Origin of the sequence: Rhodococcus artemisiae, assembly GCF_036327795.1 — a bacterium.
Taxonomy (GTDB): Bacteria; Actinomycetota; Actinomycetes; order Mycobacteriales; family Mycobacteriaceae; genus Rhodococcus; species Rhodococcus artemisiae.
The window spans coordinates 119172-132675 of record NZ_JAUTXY010000001.1 but is presented as its reverse complement, the minus strand read 5'-3'; the positions used below and the strand labels follow the sequence as shown (position 1 = coordinate 132675).

16 protein-coding genes and 1 riboswitch are annotated in these 13504 nt (G+C 64.9%); of the genes, 8 read left to right on the top strand and 8 right to left on the bottom strand.

What is annotated here, in order from left to right; translation table 11 throughout:
* Positions 1 to 65: 65 nt before the first annotated feature.
* A riboswitch (cobalamin riboswitch) is annotated at positions 66 to 195 on the bottom strand.
* Between the two features lie 118 nt (positions 196 to 313).
* Positions 314 to 1279, bottom strand: a complete 966-nt coding sequence (locus tag Q7514_RS00670) for a GTP-binding protein (protein ID WP_330131353.1) — start codon at positions 1277 to 1279, stop codon at positions 314 to 316.
* Positions 1280 to 1350: 71 nt separating this feature from the next.
* On the opposite strand from Q7514_RS00670, the gene ykgO reads away from it, so the two are divergent.
* Entirely contained in the window at positions 1351 to 1473 is a 123-nt protein-coding gene (ykgO, locus tag Q7514_RS00665; RefSeq protein ID WP_120285218.1) for a type B 50S ribosomal protein L36, read from the top strand.
* A gap of 346 nt (positions 1474 to 1819) precedes the next feature.
* Here the strand turns inward: ykgO and Q7514_RS00660 are convergent, their stop codons facing one another.
* A complete protein-coding gene (locus Q7514_RS00660) occupies positions 1820 to 3046 on the bottom strand; it encodes an MFS transporter (protein WP_330131352.1) in 1227 nt (408 codons plus the stop codon).
* Between the two features lie 75 nt (positions 3047 to 3121).
* On the opposite strand from Q7514_RS00660, the gene Q7514_RS00655 reads away from it, so the two are divergent.
* Together Q7514_RS00655 and Q7514_RS00650 are read left to right on the top strand one after the other, a co-directional pair.
* Positions 3122 to 4030: a LysR family transcriptional regulator gene (locus Q7514_RS00655; RefSeq protein WP_330131351.1), complete on the top strand. Its 909-nt coding sequence runs from the start codon at positions 3122 to 3124 to the stop codon at positions 4028 to 4030.
* 122 nt (positions 4031 to 4152) lie between these two features.
* Positions 4153 to 4725 (top strand): GNAT family N-acetyltransferase, encoded by a 573-nt coding sequence (locus Q7514_RS00650; protein ID WP_330131350.1) that lies wholly within the window; start codon positions 4153 to 4155, stop codon positions 4723 to 4725.
* Between the two features lie 193 nt (positions 4726 to 4918).
* Here the strand turns inward: Q7514_RS00650 and Q7514_RS00645 are convergent, their stop codons facing one another.
* The 3 genes from Q7514_RS00645 to Q7514_RS00635 form a co-directional block, all read right to left on the bottom strand.
* Entirely contained in the window at positions 4919 to 5272 is a 354-nt protein-coding gene (locus Q7514_RS00645) for a type II toxin-antitoxin system Phd/YefM family antitoxin (RefSeq protein WP_330131349.1), read from the bottom strand.
* Positions 5273 to 5447: 175 nt separating this feature from the next.
* Positions 5448 to 6080: a pyridoxamine 5'-phosphate oxidase family protein gene (locus tag Q7514_RS00640; RefSeq protein ID WP_330131348.1), complete on the bottom strand. Its 633-nt coding sequence runs from the start codon at positions 6078 to 6080 to the stop codon at positions 5448 to 5450.
* A 60-nt stretch (positions 6081 to 6140) separates the two neighbouring features.
* Positions 6141 to 6839: an ATP-binding cassette domain-containing protein gene (locus tag Q7514_RS00635; RefSeq protein ID WP_330131347.1), complete on the bottom strand. Its 699-nt coding sequence runs from the start codon at positions 6837 to 6839 to the stop codon at positions 6141 to 6143.
* Positions 6840 to 7016: 177 nt separating this feature from the next.
* Here Q7514_RS00635 and Q7514_RS00630 point away from each other — a divergent pair, with 177 nt between their 5' ends.
* From Q7514_RS00630 to Q7514_RS00610, 5 genes are all read left to right on the top strand, one after another.
* A complete protein-coding gene (locus Q7514_RS00630; RefSeq protein WP_330131346.1) occupies positions 7017 to 7337 on the top strand; it encodes a hypothetical protein in 321 nt (106 codons plus the stop codon).
* Between the two features lie 96 nt (positions 7338 to 7433).
* Positions 7434 to 7895 carry an HIT domain-containing protein gene (locus Q7514_RS33140; protein ID WP_408016008.1) on the top strand — a complete coding sequence of 154 codons (462 nt, stop codon included), beginning with the start codon at positions 7434 to 7436 and terminating at the stop codon, positions 7893 to 7895.
* Between the two features lie 9 nt (positions 7896 to 7904).
* Positions 7905 to 8354 (top strand): GNAT family N-acetyltransferase, encoded by a 450-nt coding sequence (locus Q7514_RS00620; protein ID WP_330131345.1) that lies wholly within the window; start codon positions 7905 to 7907, stop codon positions 8352 to 8354.
* A 399-nt stretch (positions 8355 to 8753) separates the two neighbouring features.
* Positions 8754 to 9347 carry a hypothetical protein gene (locus tag Q7514_RS00615; RefSeq protein WP_330131344.1) on the top strand — a complete coding sequence of 198 codons (594 nt, stop codon included), beginning with the start codon at positions 8754 to 8756 and terminating at the stop codon, positions 9345 to 9347.
* Positions 9344 to 9889 carry a DUF2716 domain-containing protein gene (locus Q7514_RS00610; protein WP_330131343.1) on the top strand — a complete coding sequence of 182 codons (546 nt, stop codon included), beginning with the start codon at positions 9344 to 9346 and terminating at the stop codon, positions 9887 to 9889. Before Q7514_RS00615 ends, Q7514_RS00610 begins: the two co-directional genes overlap by 4 nt.
* Positions 9890 to 10035: 146 nt before the next feature.
* On the opposite strand, the gene Q7514_RS00605 is transcribed toward Q7514_RS00610, so the two are convergent.
* From Q7514_RS00605 to Q7514_RS00595, 3 genes are all read right to left on the bottom strand, one after another.
* Positions 10036 to 10821 carry an aminoglycoside adenylyltransferase domain-containing protein gene (locus Q7514_RS00605; RefSeq protein ID WP_330131342.1) on the bottom strand — a complete coding sequence of 262 codons (786 nt, stop codon included), beginning with the start codon at positions 10819 to 10821 and terminating at the stop codon, positions 10036 to 10038.
* 507 nt (positions 10822 to 11328) lie between these two features.
* Positions 11329 to 11610 carry a transposase gene (locus tag Q7514_RS00600; RefSeq protein ID WP_330131341.1) on the bottom strand — a complete coding sequence of 94 codons (282 nt, stop codon included), beginning with the start codon at positions 11608 to 11610 and terminating at the stop codon, positions 11329 to 11331.
* A gap of 383 nt (positions 11611 to 11993) precedes the next feature.
* Complete coding sequence (locus Q7514_RS00595) at positions 11994 to 13481, bottom strand: carboxylesterase/lipase family protein (RefSeq protein ID WP_330131340.1); 1488 nt, start codon at positions 13479 to 13481, stop codon at positions 11994 to 11996.
* Positions 13482 to 13504: the final 23 nt, after the last annotated feature.

Below are 13504 nucleotides of genomic sequence, written 5' to 3'. Positions count from 1 at the left end.
ATTACCCATCGAGCTTCCCGTAGCCACTGCACGCGAGCGGACCACACGTCATTACCGGGCACGGCGAGCCGCCACCGGTCCAGCAGGGTATCGGGCTCGGGGTTGTTCGCCCCTCACCGTTGCGCGTCAGCTCCGGATTCCCACCGGATTCCACCTGACCCCATTGTCGGGGCTACCTGGCGTGACGAATCTAGCAAAGAAGGCCATACATCCCAATTGGACCCGTCTGCCGGTCCGATTCGTTCACCGACAGCGAATTCTCCGACGGCGGCTCCACGGGCTTCCGACGCCGCATGTCGCCCGGTACGAGTGTTCACCATCTGGGCAGGGGGTCGGGGATCTGGGTCCAGTTGTCGGGCCCGAGGAGGAATTCGTCGTCGTCGAGTGTGCACTCGTCCAACATCGTGATCGTGCGGGGGATGTCGAGATCGATGCCGAAGAACGCGATGTCCTGACCGAACGTCAGCGGTTCGGGGGAGTGGTCTTCGGTGCGGAGCCGGCCGAGTCCGATCTCTGTTCCACAGTGGTCCCACAGGATCGTCGTGTGTGGCCGGGATGCCAGCCGGCAGAAACCGGCCGAGCGGATCACCCGGCCGCCGGAATCGCAGTCGAACCCGCCACCGAGAATCGCGGCGAGTCGGTCGGGGTGGAATGGCCGGAAGTTCTGATACCGGAACGCCTGCACGCGGTCGTGCGCGACCCGCGGGGAAAATGCGTCGCCCAGCAGGTGGATCCAGCCGGGCCGGTTCAACGTCACCGCTGCGATATCGGTGGGGTGGCCAAGTGGGCCGAGTGGCGCTTGCGGACCGAGAAGGACAAGTGTGGCTGTGGGATTGAGGTGTCCGAGCAGAGCCACGAGTGGATGCAGGTCGGTGGGCTCCATCGAGCCCCATCCGGTCAGCACGAGCGTCGACGCGTGTTCGATGTGTGCCGCCAGCGTCACGGGTGACTCGGGTGCGCCGAGATGTGGCCGTCCGAGCAGGGTTCGGGCGGTGCTGTCGGCGTCGAGGGTGGTGATGACAGATGCCAGATCGGCTCGCATTTCCGAGTGGCGTCGCGCGGACTCGAATTCGGAGACGATGCGCTGCGCGTCGGTGTCGGGGCTGCACCGGACGAGGAGGTCGGGCGTGGCGGAGTTCGGCAGCGCCGGGCCCGCGGACAGGAGTGCGCTGCAGTCGATCATTCGGTTCGTGGCTGTACCGAGGGCTCGCTGGAATGCGTCGGTGGCGGCGTGCTGGGTGAAGAACAGGTGGACCTTCACGGGTTCGGTGGTGTTCATGGTTTCCGTCCTGTGCTGTGCACGTGTGAGATGCGTTAGTATAACGATAACCGTTGTCATTAGGAGGGTGTATGAAGGTCCGTTCGTCGCTGAAGTCGTTGAAGAACCAGCCGGGATCGCAGGTTGTCCGCCGCCGCGGGCGGGTCTACGTGATCAACAAGCAGAACCCGCGCTTCAAGGCGCGGCAGGGATAGCGGGCACAGTCGAATGCAGGTAAGTACGCCCACAAACCCGCCATGCATCGGTCCGGTGAGCCTGCCCGGCGGCAAGCAGAAAGGCCCCCACGCTTCGTCGGCGGTGTAAGCCGCTGCAGATCCTGCCATCGGAAACGGCTCATCAAGGGTTGCCTGCCGGGACACGGAACACAACCGGATTCCATTGCGCTGCTGCGGAGTGCGTTTCCGTTCTCATGCTCCGTCCGCGTTGGAGCGACCTCGTCATCGTCCTTGAACTGGGTTGGGTTCTTCGTCGCATCGACCAGTCGGACTTTTTCGTACGCTGAGCCCATTGTCGCCAGGGGCTTCCGTGCTCCCGGTTGAATCAGGTCCCGTTGGCTTGTTGTTCCACGCCGACTTCCCGCGGTGAGCCCGCGCTTCCGCACATTTCCCGGATCCACAGTAGGACACCACATGCGGGAAAGAATCCACCGAGTACGCACACCGCCCGCCACCCGCCGGTGAAGTAGGCGACGGTGGACAACACGCTCCCGAGTGACCCGGCAAGAAAGTAACAGGTCATGTACGCGGTGTTCAGGCGGCTTCGTGCGTCCGGGCGCAACGGGTAGATCAAGCTCTGGTTACTGATGTGGGTTCCCTGGATCCCGAGATCGAGCAGGGCGACACCGACGGCCAGTGCGATGACATGGTGTTCTCCGACGCCGAGCAGGAAGAAACTCGTAGCAGTGACGGCGACGAACACTCCGGTTTGTTGGCGGGAGTATCCGCGGTCAGCCAGAGATCCCGCCACACGGGCAGCCAGTGCGCCGGCGACACCGAAGAGGGTGAATACTCCGATTTGTGCCTGGGACCATTCGTAATTCGGGCCGGCGAGTAGGAATCCGACGGTGGTCCAGAATACCCCGAAGGACGCATATGTCAGTGCGCCGTAGGCGATTCGCTGTCGCAGTACCGGTTCGGTGGTCACCAGTCGTACCACCGAGGCCAGCAGCGCCCGGTAACCGGAGTCGGTGGTGGGAGCCGATACCGGGAGCGTATGGATCAAGCACATGGTGATCAGCATCAGAACGGCTGCGCACACGAACACCGCTCGCCAGCCGGCGATCTCGGCGATCAACCCGGCAATCACCCTGGACAGGAGGATGCCGAGCAGCAGACCGGTCATCACGTTGCCTATGACCCGCCCGCGTTCGTCGTCGTGAGCAAGCGTAGCTGCGAAGGGTACCAGGATCTGGCCCACGACCGAACCGGTGCTGACCAGGATCGCGGAGGCGGCAAGGGTCTGCCAGGTCGGGGACCAGGCCATCATCAGCAGCGCCGCGGCGGTGGCCGCCAGCATCCAGCGCAGGAGTCGACGCCGCTCGACCATGTCTCCTACCGGTACCAACAATGCCAGTCCGAGGGCGTAGCCGACCTGCCCCGCGGTGACGACGAGGCCCACTTCGGACGTCGAGGCGTCGAAGCTCTCGGCGATCGAGCCGACGAGCGGTTGGGCGTAATAACTGTTGGCTACCACCAGGCCGGAAGCGAGCGCCATCACAGCGACGAGACGTCGATCCAATCGGGGGAACGTGGTGGGGGTGCGGGCCATGCTGTCGATCGTGGAGTCATCTCGACTATCTGTCCAACAGGATATTTTCATCGGATTGAGAAGTAGAATCGGTTAATGGAGCTTCGTCAGATTCGACATTTCGTGGCGGTGGCCGAGCACGCTCATTTCACCCGCGCCGCCGAGTCGATGCACCTGTCCCAATCGGCCCTCAGCTCCTCTGTTCGGGCGCTCGAAGGTGAGCTCGGCTCGGCTTTGTTCGAGCGCACGACTCGATCCGTGCTTCTCACTGCGGCCGGCAAAGTGTTCTACCCCTATGCGAAGCGGATGCTCCGCGAGGCAGCGGACGCCGGCGCGGCTGTCGGCCGCCTCCGGACCGGAGAGGCAGGCACGTTGGCGTTGGGAACGGTGCAAACTTTCACCGCGGTGGATCTACCCGCGTTGCTCGCTCGGCTGCATTACAGATATCCGGGGATCGAGGTCACACTTCGGGAGGCGACCACCGCTGAACTGTTCGAGGCTGTGGCCGCCGGCGAACTGGACTTGGCATTCGTCGCCCTCGACGCGCGACCGCTTCCTGCCGGGCTCACCGCACTGCGTAGCTACACCGAGGAACTGGCCGTTGTGGTGGCTCCAAGCCATCCGCTCTCGGCAACGGACGACATCGACCTGGCAGGCTTGCAACCGTACCCTTTCGTCGACTTCCAGGCCGGAACAGGTCTGCAGACCACCATCGAATCATTGTTCGTTGCCGCAGGTGTGCACCGACGGATCACGTTCCGCGTGAGCGACATCGATCGAGTACTCGAGCTGGTTCGGCACGGCCTCGGCGTCGCGGTTGTCCCGGACACGATCGCACGGCGCAGCGGTCTGCGAAGGATTCGGGTGCGCCCGAATCGCCCCCGGCGGATTCTGGCTCTGGTCGGCCGGACACTGGCGCCCACAACAGTGGCCGCAGAGCACTTTCTCGGGCTCCTCGCCACGAATTCGTCGGCTGTTCCCACGGGCGGGCAGACCGAAGAATGAGAACCACAACGTGTGTCGGGAGATCGCACGCCGAGGATGGAACCTTCGAACACCGCCTCCACAGCGGTCCGAACCACACAGCATCAGAGGTGTCGTCAGGTAGGTCATGGCATCGTGGATCCATGACCATCGCAGTTCGCCCCGCCTCGGTGTTCGCAGATGTCCGCGCTCTGGTCGGTCCGAAGTCACCCGGAGCCAACGTGTGCTGGTGCTTGAGCTACCGGATTTCGTCCAAGCTCAACAACGAACTTCGCGGATCGGCCCGCGGCGACTATGTCGCCGAACTGTGCCGTGCGGAGCCCCCACCGGGGGTTCTCGCCTACGACGGTGACGAGCCGGTCGGCTGGGCCGCCGTGGCGCCGCGCTCGGACACGTCCTTCGCGCGCAGCCGTAGGATCCCGCATGTCGACGACCTGCCGGTCTGGTCGCTGTGGTGTATCCGTGTACGTCCCGGTCATCGCAAGCAGGGGATCTCACATGCTCTGATCGCCGGCGCGATCGAGTTCGCCCGCGCCCACTGCGCACCGGCGATCGAGGCGTACCCGCTCGACAGTGGTGAGGACAAGGTCGACATGACGATGGCCTACGCCGGTATCCGAAAGAACTTCGAACGCGCCGGGTTCACCCATGTCGCCGACACCACCTCCGTTCTGGCCGGTCATCCCCGAGTTCTGATGCGGCTCGACCTTCGCTGACGGTATCGACCGGTTCGTAACGCGGTGGTGGTCAGAGGCGACGTGCACCGGCAACGGGTCAAGGACCCTGGAGGCGCTCCGCATCGGCGAAGGTTCGTTCGAGATCGCGTCGCGGCAACCGGGGTGCCGTATTCAGCCTCGAATCGGACTCGCACGGCCGCGACATGCGGGTGAGAAACGGGATTCGGGAGGGCTACCGGGCCCGCCGCCGTTTTTTGCGCGTCTTCCGCTTCTTTCGGCTCTTGGTGTTCTTGGTGTTCTTGGGAGACGGTGCGGAGGTGGGCTCGCCCACGGATTCGTCCTCGGACACCGGGTGCGCGACCATCTGCTCTTGAACCGACCGCTCCATCTCTCGACGCAGACTTGCCATCAACTCGGGGGAGCGTAGTAGGAAGGACGCCTCCTGAAGAGCGAGGTACCGCGCCTTCGAGATCAACACCGCGGTGTCGCGTTTACCGTCGATCTCGACCGCGACCGTATCGTCGTTGACCTTCCGAACCAGATCCCTCAATTGCGCGCGGGCGGCCTTCACCGTGATTGATGGCACCCGCGTGAACTCCCTTCGTCTGCTCGACCGACCCAGCGCATCATCCCATCGTCGGGCCGATTTCGAGCAGGAAACGCGATCCGCGTGTCAGCGCGCGTTCTGGCAAGAGGGCGTGTAGGCCCTGTCGGCGGTGTACGCCCGACGAGGCGGATGAGGGTCTTCGCGGTCGAACGGGTCAGAGCAACGACCGGACCGAATCGGATACCGGCACGCTGGAATCGGTCAACGGTGACGGTTCAGGAACGCCGGCGACAGTGCGCAGCGGCACCACTCCGGCCCACACCGACCGATCCTCGCTGTCGCCCGGATCCTCGCCGGGACCAGCTGCACGCATCTTGACGCTCACCTCGCTCAACGGGACTTCCAGCACGGTCGTTGCAGCGAGCTCCTTCGCGGTGGGCGTGCGAACCTCGTCCCATCGCCCCGGCATGAGATGCTCGGTGACCGCGCGCAGAGCCTTCTCCTTGTGGGCTTCGGGCACCGGTGTCGCGAGGCCGAAAACCACCGCGCTGCGGTAGTTCATGGTGCTGTCGAATGTCGAGCGCGCGAACACGAGACCGTCGACGAGGGTGACGGCGACCGACACCTCGAGCCCGGTACGTGAAGCAAGAAAGGCGCCGGCGCCCGTGGAGCCGTGCAGAAACAACCTGTTTCCGTCCCGACCGAACGCCATGGGCAACACCACCGGGTAATCGCGCCGAATGAATGCCACGTGAGCGACCCGCGCCTCGTCGAGGAGGCGATAGAGGATCTCGGGGTCGTCGGTGCCGCGATCGTGCATGCGCGTGAGTTGCGTGCGTTCGCTCATGGCAACATCGAAGCAATGTCGATGGCCGTCTGACAACCAATTTTCTCCGCAGGGCCTGCATCAGTCGGGCCTCGAGTTCCGGAAGTAGGTACGCACTCGTGGGTCGTGCGCGGTGGACAGCTCCGATGTCGTTCCGGCGGCGAGTATGCGTCCTTTCTCGATCACCACGACATTGTCGGCATAGCCGGTAGCCATGAGCAGCGGAATGTCGTGGGTGATGACGAGGAGTGCAGCACCGGAATCGGCATACTCGCGTAGTGATGTCCACACACCGAGTGCTGTGCCCTGATCGAGGGAAGAGGTCGGGCCGTCGGCGATCAGTACGTCGGGGGACCTGAGGAGAGCTGCGGCAACAGCGGCGCGCTGGATCTGCCCCGCAGAGTTGTTCCGAGGAAGGAGTTTTCGAGCATCGGGCGGATAGTGGGCGGCGGCGCACGCTTGCGTGACCGTCCAAGACCGATGGCGTTGCTCCAGATCATCGAGTTGGGCAAAGACGGTGTCGTCGGGGGCGAAGGCGTCGATGCCCTCCTGTGGGATGTACCCGACCGTGCCATCGATCAGAATGTCACCGGTGGCCTGGGCCGAGTCGGGCAGTCGGCCGGTCAGGGCGTAGGCGATCATCGTTTTTCCTTCGCCGGGGCCACCGATCAGCGCGGTGATCTGCCCTGCGGGGACATACAGATCGACCTCCGTCAGTACGGTGTCGGCCCAGCGCCCGGTGTCGACGTACACGGTAAGGGATCGTAGTTCGGCACTCACGCGTCCAGTATCAATGCCGCACCGAACAATCTCATAGAGGCCGGCCTCATTGGTGGGCGCTCGCAACCGGAGCTCAACGCACGCCTGTGATGCGATGACGGAATCGCTTTCGAGCTGTTCGCCCGGATCTCCCCTGACACCCTGCCCTCCGACGGACTGGACAAGTTCGATCCCGGTGTGTGGCACATCGACGTCAGACCCGAGGTGGACCCCGTAGCGGGGTTGCTTCTCACGATGATGGTCAACGGCAGCCCTACGAACGGATTCTGGATGTCGAGTGACGTCAGCGACACCAGAATCGCCGCCGAGATCAGGAGCTATTCCCAGGATTTCGATGAATGGCTGCAGTGGCCTGCGTTGCCCGACGGCACTCACCTCGCACCTCAGCAGCGTTACGGTCAGGCCATGTGGGGACGGTACAAGGGCGAGATCGTAGCGCGGATAGGTGAGCTCACCGCCTACGTCGATCGCCAGCAGCAAGGAGAGCAGAAGACATGACCCAGCGATTGATCAACCGCTTATGCCGAGATCGGATGTGATACCACGCAATCGCGAGGCGCATGCCACCCATCCGCGACTGGCCCGTCCGCCAAGATGGTCGAGCAGCAAGGAGAAGGTGAGTCGTCGGGTTTGATTCGACGTCGTGCGACAGGCGCAGCAAAAGACCTGATCGAGATACCGGCTGAGGACCTGACTGCAGTCATCATGTCCGCCCAGCGGATCGCCAAGGCTGCCATCGAGCGTCTGGGGGCCGACGAGGTGAATCTCCTCAACTGCTGCGGCGCTGACGCGTGGCAATCGGCATTCCATTTTCATCTGCATGGGGTGCCGCGGTACATCGACAAGGCAACGGATCGGCTGGTCTGGTGCCGTCGACACCGGAAGTTCCCGGCAATAGGTACACGATCACGGTGTTGGGTGATCGCCTGTCGCCGCTCTGAGTTGAGGGGTCTCGGCCATGTTGGCCAGCGCGGCGTGCCTGCGCCGCGACGAACGGGAGATCGCCGTCTCGACCGGCGTTCTCCTGTGGCGACTGCAAATGGCTTCCACTGTTAGCGTCCGGTCATGACGGCATTCGTAGTTGAGCCAACGACCATCGACGTCGCTGGCGTCGTCGAACTCCTCGAGCGCGCGGTCGGCGGGGACGACCGCGCGCGGCTCGACCGCGCCTGCGCGCGCTATTGCGCCGGACCAGCCGGACTCACGGGCGTGTTCGCGGAGCGTTCTGTTATCGGCGTCGTCGGCTACTTCCATCACACCGACTGCCGGGGGACACTTCGCTGCGTGGAGCTGTTGCATATCGCCACCGATCCACGTTGGGAGCGACAAGGTGTAGGCGCCGCATTGGTCGAGTGGGTTCAGGCCGAGCATCCGGGCGATCCGATCGAGACCGAAACGGACGGCGACGCGGTCGGGTTCTACCGGGCGATCGGGTTCGATGTTGCATCGCTCGGTCAGCGCTATCCCGGTGTCGAGCGATTCCGGGTTGTCCTGAGGCCGAATCTGATCCGGTAGCCACCGTCCACTCTGTGGATACCCAGCACCCGCCGGGATCTCTGGAGAATCGAGCACTCCCGACCCGACCTCGCCATGCCACTCCCGCACCGTTGCCGTCGTAAGACGCTTCCGGGCGCAGCACCACCGTCTGCCACCGACCCCACGCCTTTCCAGAACACCGAACTCCAATCGTGCGATGCGTCGGACGATACGGCTCCTTCACCGAAGGCCAGGAAGCAACGCACAACATGCCTGGGAAGGACGGGCCGACAAGACAGGCTCATTGGAGCCACATCGACAAGACCGAACTCCGAGCCAGGTCGTAGGAGAGACCGTCGAGTTCGACTGGAGACAAGGAGAACAGGACGGATATTGTTCAAGGCCACCGACGTCCAGCAGCTGGGTAAGTGAGGCGCGATGACTCTGGGTGACCACGAACAGAATCTGGTGTGGCAGGCCGAAGATGCCGTCGACGACGTGTACCCGGGTGACTGGGTAACCGCCGCACTGCCCCGCTTCGATTGCACCGTCGGATCGTTGGTGCCGCCGATCTTCCCTGCCGACACGCAGATACTTCATCCTGCGATGCACATCGCGACCGGCTCGGGTGAGCAGATGCCAGTGCGGTGGGCCGAGGTCGCAGCAGCAACCGGCGCAGTGATCCATCCGACTGTCGAATGGTTCTCCCTGCTGTATAACGGGACCAACGGTGGTGTCGGGGACGGCCGGGGCACCGTCTGGGACGACGCGGTTCGTGCTCTCGACTCGTGGGGACCGAACCTGTGGTGGCCGCAGGACCGGGCGTGGTTCGCCGCCGCCGACATCGATCTGATGCCGACCTACATCGGTTCCTCCACCGACTGCGCCCGAGCACTGCATGCGTGCCCGCCCGTGGAGACCATCGACACCACCGCCACGAACCGGGTGGCCTGGGACAGCGATGATATCAACCCGCTACCGCAGAACCCGTACAAGCGGTCGCAACAGTCGTCGACAGGAGACGCGCCATGATGAGGCACACGCTCGACTTCGGTAGCCCGCTGCCGCCGGGATGGACCACACTCGACGACAAGCATCCGTACTGGGGTCGGTTCACTGACCGGTTCGGGTTCCGGCCGGGTCTCACCGAGCCGGATTGGCCGGCGATCGCCGAACCGACACCGTCGATCACGTTCGATCTCACCGCGCCCGCCGACGTCACGGGCGCGTGGGCGAGCAGGTTCGATGCGGTCAACGCCGAAGCGTTGCGTTGCTTCATCACTGAGTTTCCGGACGATCCGATGTTCGTGGTGCTGGACTGGCAGCACACGTGCTATCGGCTCGATGCGGCCGTGCATGCCACCACCAGCGACGCCGAGTGGCGGGTGCCGGTCTACCCCAACGGTGACTACTACATCTTCCTGCGCGAGGATCTGAGCGAGGGAACGTTCGGGCACCCATGGGAGCAGACCCTGTGCGTGTACGGCGAGCGCCTTCTGGGATCACTGGGCCGGACCCTCTCGACGTGGCTACCCGTCAAACGAATCGATGGCCACCGACCTGACGCCGTGTAACGTCACCGAACTTTCCTCACCCCTACGGAAAGCGGGTCCAGAATGCGCACTTTGACCATCTGCGGGCGAAGTGCATTTTCATCGTGTGTGCCCGCACCAACAGGCCGGGTCGGGTTCGACCGGATGAAACTGTGGTGGTCGCCGGTCTAGGCAGAATGCCTGCGAGCGAGAGCCACCATGTATTCGGCTGCCGCAGCTACCCCGTCGGCGAGGCTCGACCAATCGTCCGGTACCTCACCGACGTAGCTCGCACGGGCGCGCTCGAGTATCAGCGCGTGCGGTTCAGGTAGATAAACCGCGACGTGATCGACGGCCTCGTTCTTCGGGACGATCCGCCCGGTCTCGAGCGTCACGAGGATGCGGGCGAGCACCAGCAGTATGTGCGTCTCTTCGCCCTCATTTGCGGACAACCCATCGAGGATGCCGGGCAACAGATCGAACATCGACCGACGCAGAACCTCGTCCGGCACCGGGGCGATCAGATCGCCGAGGTCCGGTCCACGAAGGGGTCGGTGGCCCCCGAGTGCGGTTGCCAACAGGATCGGAACATCCGGGTCCTCTGAAGACTCGGGTAGCACGCCACCGGCGAAATCGTTACGCAACCATTCCCCGTATTGGAAGTCTCGCCACGCAGGTGGAGACCAGGGGTGGTCGTTCATGAGCACCAGTGACGTCAACTCGACGGGGCGCCGATCCGCTACCTCAGGGAACCGTACGGAATGTCCCGGCCAACCCGACAGTGACAGCAGTAGTTTCACGATCCCGCGCCTCTCCGACCGCGTCAATGTGCGTCGAGTCAGGAGGAGAAGGTCCAGGTCACTGTGCGGACGGAGCCCGCCTGCGGTGGCTGATCCGAACAGGTAGACGCCGACGACACCGCCCGGGTCGACGTGATCGAGGTGCGCCAGCAAGGCGGTGATCGCAGTGTCCATCGGTACCAAATGTACGCGAACCGCACACTCACCGACTGGGCACAGGAGCTGGCTGCGAGGTCCGGCTGGATCTTCGTCGCGCCTACCCGCTGCGAGGTGACCGAACGACACTGGGTTCCTTACTTGTGCACGTCGATGTCGGTGACTGCAGCTACTGTCTGCCATGCATCTGCGCCGTACTTTGTCGACGATCTCGCCGGTGACGCAGTGGTCTCTCCCCGACGAACCGGCGCCGCTCGTGGAGATCCTTGATGTCATGGAACGGCGTCGCAGTTCGAGCGAGACCCGCGGGGAGCCGTAGGTGCCTGGCGAACTCGTGTGAGCCGGCGGATCTCGTCGATCAACTCCAGCAGCTCGGCGTCGCCGCGCCGCCGCGGCGACGGTGGGGTGCGCCGGGCTCGCCAGTCGTAGTAGGTCGAGGCCGGAACCTTCAATACCGCAGGACGAGACCGACCGAGAAGTCATGGTCATCAATGAAATTCATGACCTTCTCCGGGTCGGGTCGATCTACGACGCGAAATACGCACTCGCCGCCCGCAAGACCTCGTTGACCCGGCGGAGCTCCGCATTCTCCTTCGCCAGGCGCCAGCTCTCCTCGAGCATCGCCGTGGTCGGCCGATCCTCGCGTTCGCCGTGATCGGCCTCGGCCTGCCGGATCCAGTTCCGCAGCGCTGCGGGGTGCAGGTTCAGCTGTTCGGCCAGTCGGCGGAGTACCGGGTTCGGATCCGACTCGCGATACAACCGGACCGCGCGTTCGCGTAGTTCCGGTGGATACTTCTTCGTTCCCACGATGACGTCCTTCCTCGGTTCTTACGATCAAACCTGGTTCGGAAGTCCCCGGGGAAGTGGGGGAAGCTCACCTGGCCTGTCGTTGGGCTGCGCGCAGTGACCATCCGACGGTGGAATGTCCCACCCCAACCCGCCCTTTCGAACTGGGTCGCTTCTTCAACGTCGTTGCCGGGCATCTCCGCCCCTTGGACCAGGGCAGTACGCACTCGTCGCCCGCCGATGTTCTCGTGCTCGAGGTCCGCGATAACGGCCGCGTGGTCAATGTCCACACTCTGGTGGGATCTGGTGCCAAGCGGGCCGGGTGTTTCCTGGCTGCAGGACGATTCGCGCTGTGCCCGATGGGTGGGTGGCGGCGTCGCAGTTGTAGGAGGCGACTCGGACAATTACGAGAGGTCGAAGGGGGCGGGGAAGTGGCCTTCCCAGATCTGGCGGGATGCCTGTTCGGGGTAGGGCAGAGTCTTCGACTCGGTGTCCAGGACGCGGGTGAGGTGCCTGTCGGGCCGGTGGGCGGGCCAGTCCGCGTCGCCTGTGGTGACGAAGCGGACCCATGCCTCCTGGAGTTCTCGGGAGAGCGCGACGGCCTCGGAAGTGGGCTCCTCGCCGATGAGCTGGGCGGCGACGGGGCTGTCCAGCGTGCCGAACGCCAAGGGCACGTCGAGGCTGTGGCAGGCGCCCAGGATGCCGCCGAGGGCCGGGGCAACCCAGCACAGTTCGAACAGGTAGGAGGTGCCGCCGGCTGCGGCGTTCGCCTCGGCCAGCTTCTGTGATGGCATGCGGAAGAGGGCGTCGGAGTACACCGTCTCCACGAGCTCCTCCGGGCCTGCCTGCGGGAACGCGGCACGGTAGGCCTGCGCACCGTCCGGCTGCGGGGCGAGCAGTTCCAGGGCTGCATGGGCGTCCTCCTCGGTGAAGGTGCCGTACCGTCCGCTCATGACGCTGAAGTACCGGAATTCGTCCCGGGTGTGGCCGACGAGTAGTTCGGTCCCGCTCGCGCGCGCGCCTGTCAGCGCGGACCAGGGAGTTTCCGCGAGCACCTCGCCGTCGACAACGGGGCACAGCGCGGTGCCGGTCTCCGTGAGGCGTCCCCAGCTCTCCTGGTGCGCGTGGAGGCCTGCGTTGAAAGAGGTCAGCTCGGCGGCGAGGCGCCAGGGGTCGATGTCGCGCAGGGCATCGGCGGTGGGGGCCACCGCGCCGAGCCGGTCCGCGAACGCGGCGGTGACCTGTCGTGCCAGCGCTGGGGTGCTGTGCAGCCCCGGCACCGAGTGGGCGATTGCCCGTCGGAACAGTCCGCGCGCGGACTTCATCGTCAGGAGAGCGGCGACCGACCCCGCTCCGGCTGATACCCCGGCCACGGTGACCTGGCCGGGGTCGCCTCCGAAGGCGGCGATGTTGCGCTGCACCCACTCCAGCGCCGCGATCTGGTCGAGGAATCCGCGGTTGGGCGGCACGTCGTCGAGGAACGCGAATCCCTCCGCGCCCACGCGGCAGTTGATGGTCACCACGACGACTCCCGCCTCGGCCAGTGCTGCCGGGTCGAACATCGGGTCGCTCGACGCCGCCGAGAGGTAGCCGCCCACGGGGATCCACACCAGCACCGGCAGTCCCGCCGTGCCGGGATCCGGTGTGCCGACGTTGAGCGTCAGCCAGTCTGTGCCCTGCGGGGGCACGTCGATCGGCAGGGACAGCGGCACCACGGGGCCGAACTCGACCGCCTGCCGCGTCCCCTCCCAGCGGTGCGGCGGCGCGGGCGCGCCGAAGCGCAGCGCTCCGACCGGGGGCTGGGCGTAGGGGATGCCGCGGAACACCGCGTGCCTCCGCCGCCGCCCCTGCACCACGCCTTCGGTGGTCCGTACCTTCGGCTGTTCGGACATGACGATTCCTTCCCTCGCGTGGA

What these genes read in the sequence shown, in the direction of transcription:
- Q7514_RS00670 (WP_330131353.1), bottom strand. Translation starts at nt 1,279, where the DNA reads ATGAACACCACCGAACCCGTGAAGGTCCACCTGTTCTTCACCCAGCAC.
- ykgO (WP_120285218.1), top strand. Translation starts at nt 1,351, where the DNA reads ATGAAGGTCCGTTCGTCGCTGAAGTCGTTGAAGAACCAGCCGGGATCG.
- Q7514_RS00660 (WP_330131352.1), bottom strand. Translation starts at nt 3,046, where the DNA reads ATGGCCCGCACCCCCACCACGTTCCCCCGATTGGATCGACGTCTCGTC.
- Q7514_RS00655 (WP_330131351.1), top strand. Translation starts at nt 3,122, where the DNA reads ATGGAGCTTCGTCAGATTCGACATTTCGTGGCGGTGGCCGAGCACGCT.
- Q7514_RS00650 (WP_330131350.1), top strand. Translation starts at nt 4,153, where the DNA reads ATGACCATCGCAGTTCGCCCCGCCTCGGTGTTCGCAGATGTCCGCGCT.
- Q7514_RS00640 (WP_330131348.1), bottom strand. Translation starts at nt 6,080, where the DNA reads ATGAGCGAACGCACGCAACTCACGCGCATGCACGATCGCGGCACCGAC.
- Q7514_RS33140 (WP_408016008.1), top strand. Translation starts at nt 7,434, where the DNA reads ATGGTCGAGCAGCAAGGAGAAGGTGAGTCGTCGGGTTTGATTCGACGT.
- Q7514_RS00620 (WP_330131345.1), top strand. Translation starts at nt 7,905, where the DNA reads ATGACGGCATTCGTAGTTGAGCCAACGACCATCGACGTCGCTGGCGTC.
- Q7514_RS00615 (WP_330131344.1), top strand. Translation starts at nt 8,754, where the DNA reads ATGACTCTGGGTGACCACGAACAGAATCTGGTGTGGCAGGCCGAAGAT.
- Q7514_RS00610 (WP_330131343.1), top strand. Translation starts at nt 9,344, where the DNA reads ATGATGAGGCACACGCTCGACTTCGGTAGCCCGCTGCCGCCGGGATGG.
- Q7514_RS00605 (WP_330131342.1), bottom strand. Translation starts at nt 10,821, where the DNA reads ATGGACACTGCGATCACCGCCTTGCTGGCGCACCTCGATCACGTCGAC.
- Q7514_RS00595 (WP_330131340.1), bottom strand. Translation starts at nt 13,481, where the DNA reads ATGTCCGAACAGCCGAAGGTACGGACCACCGAAGGCGTGGTGCAGGGG.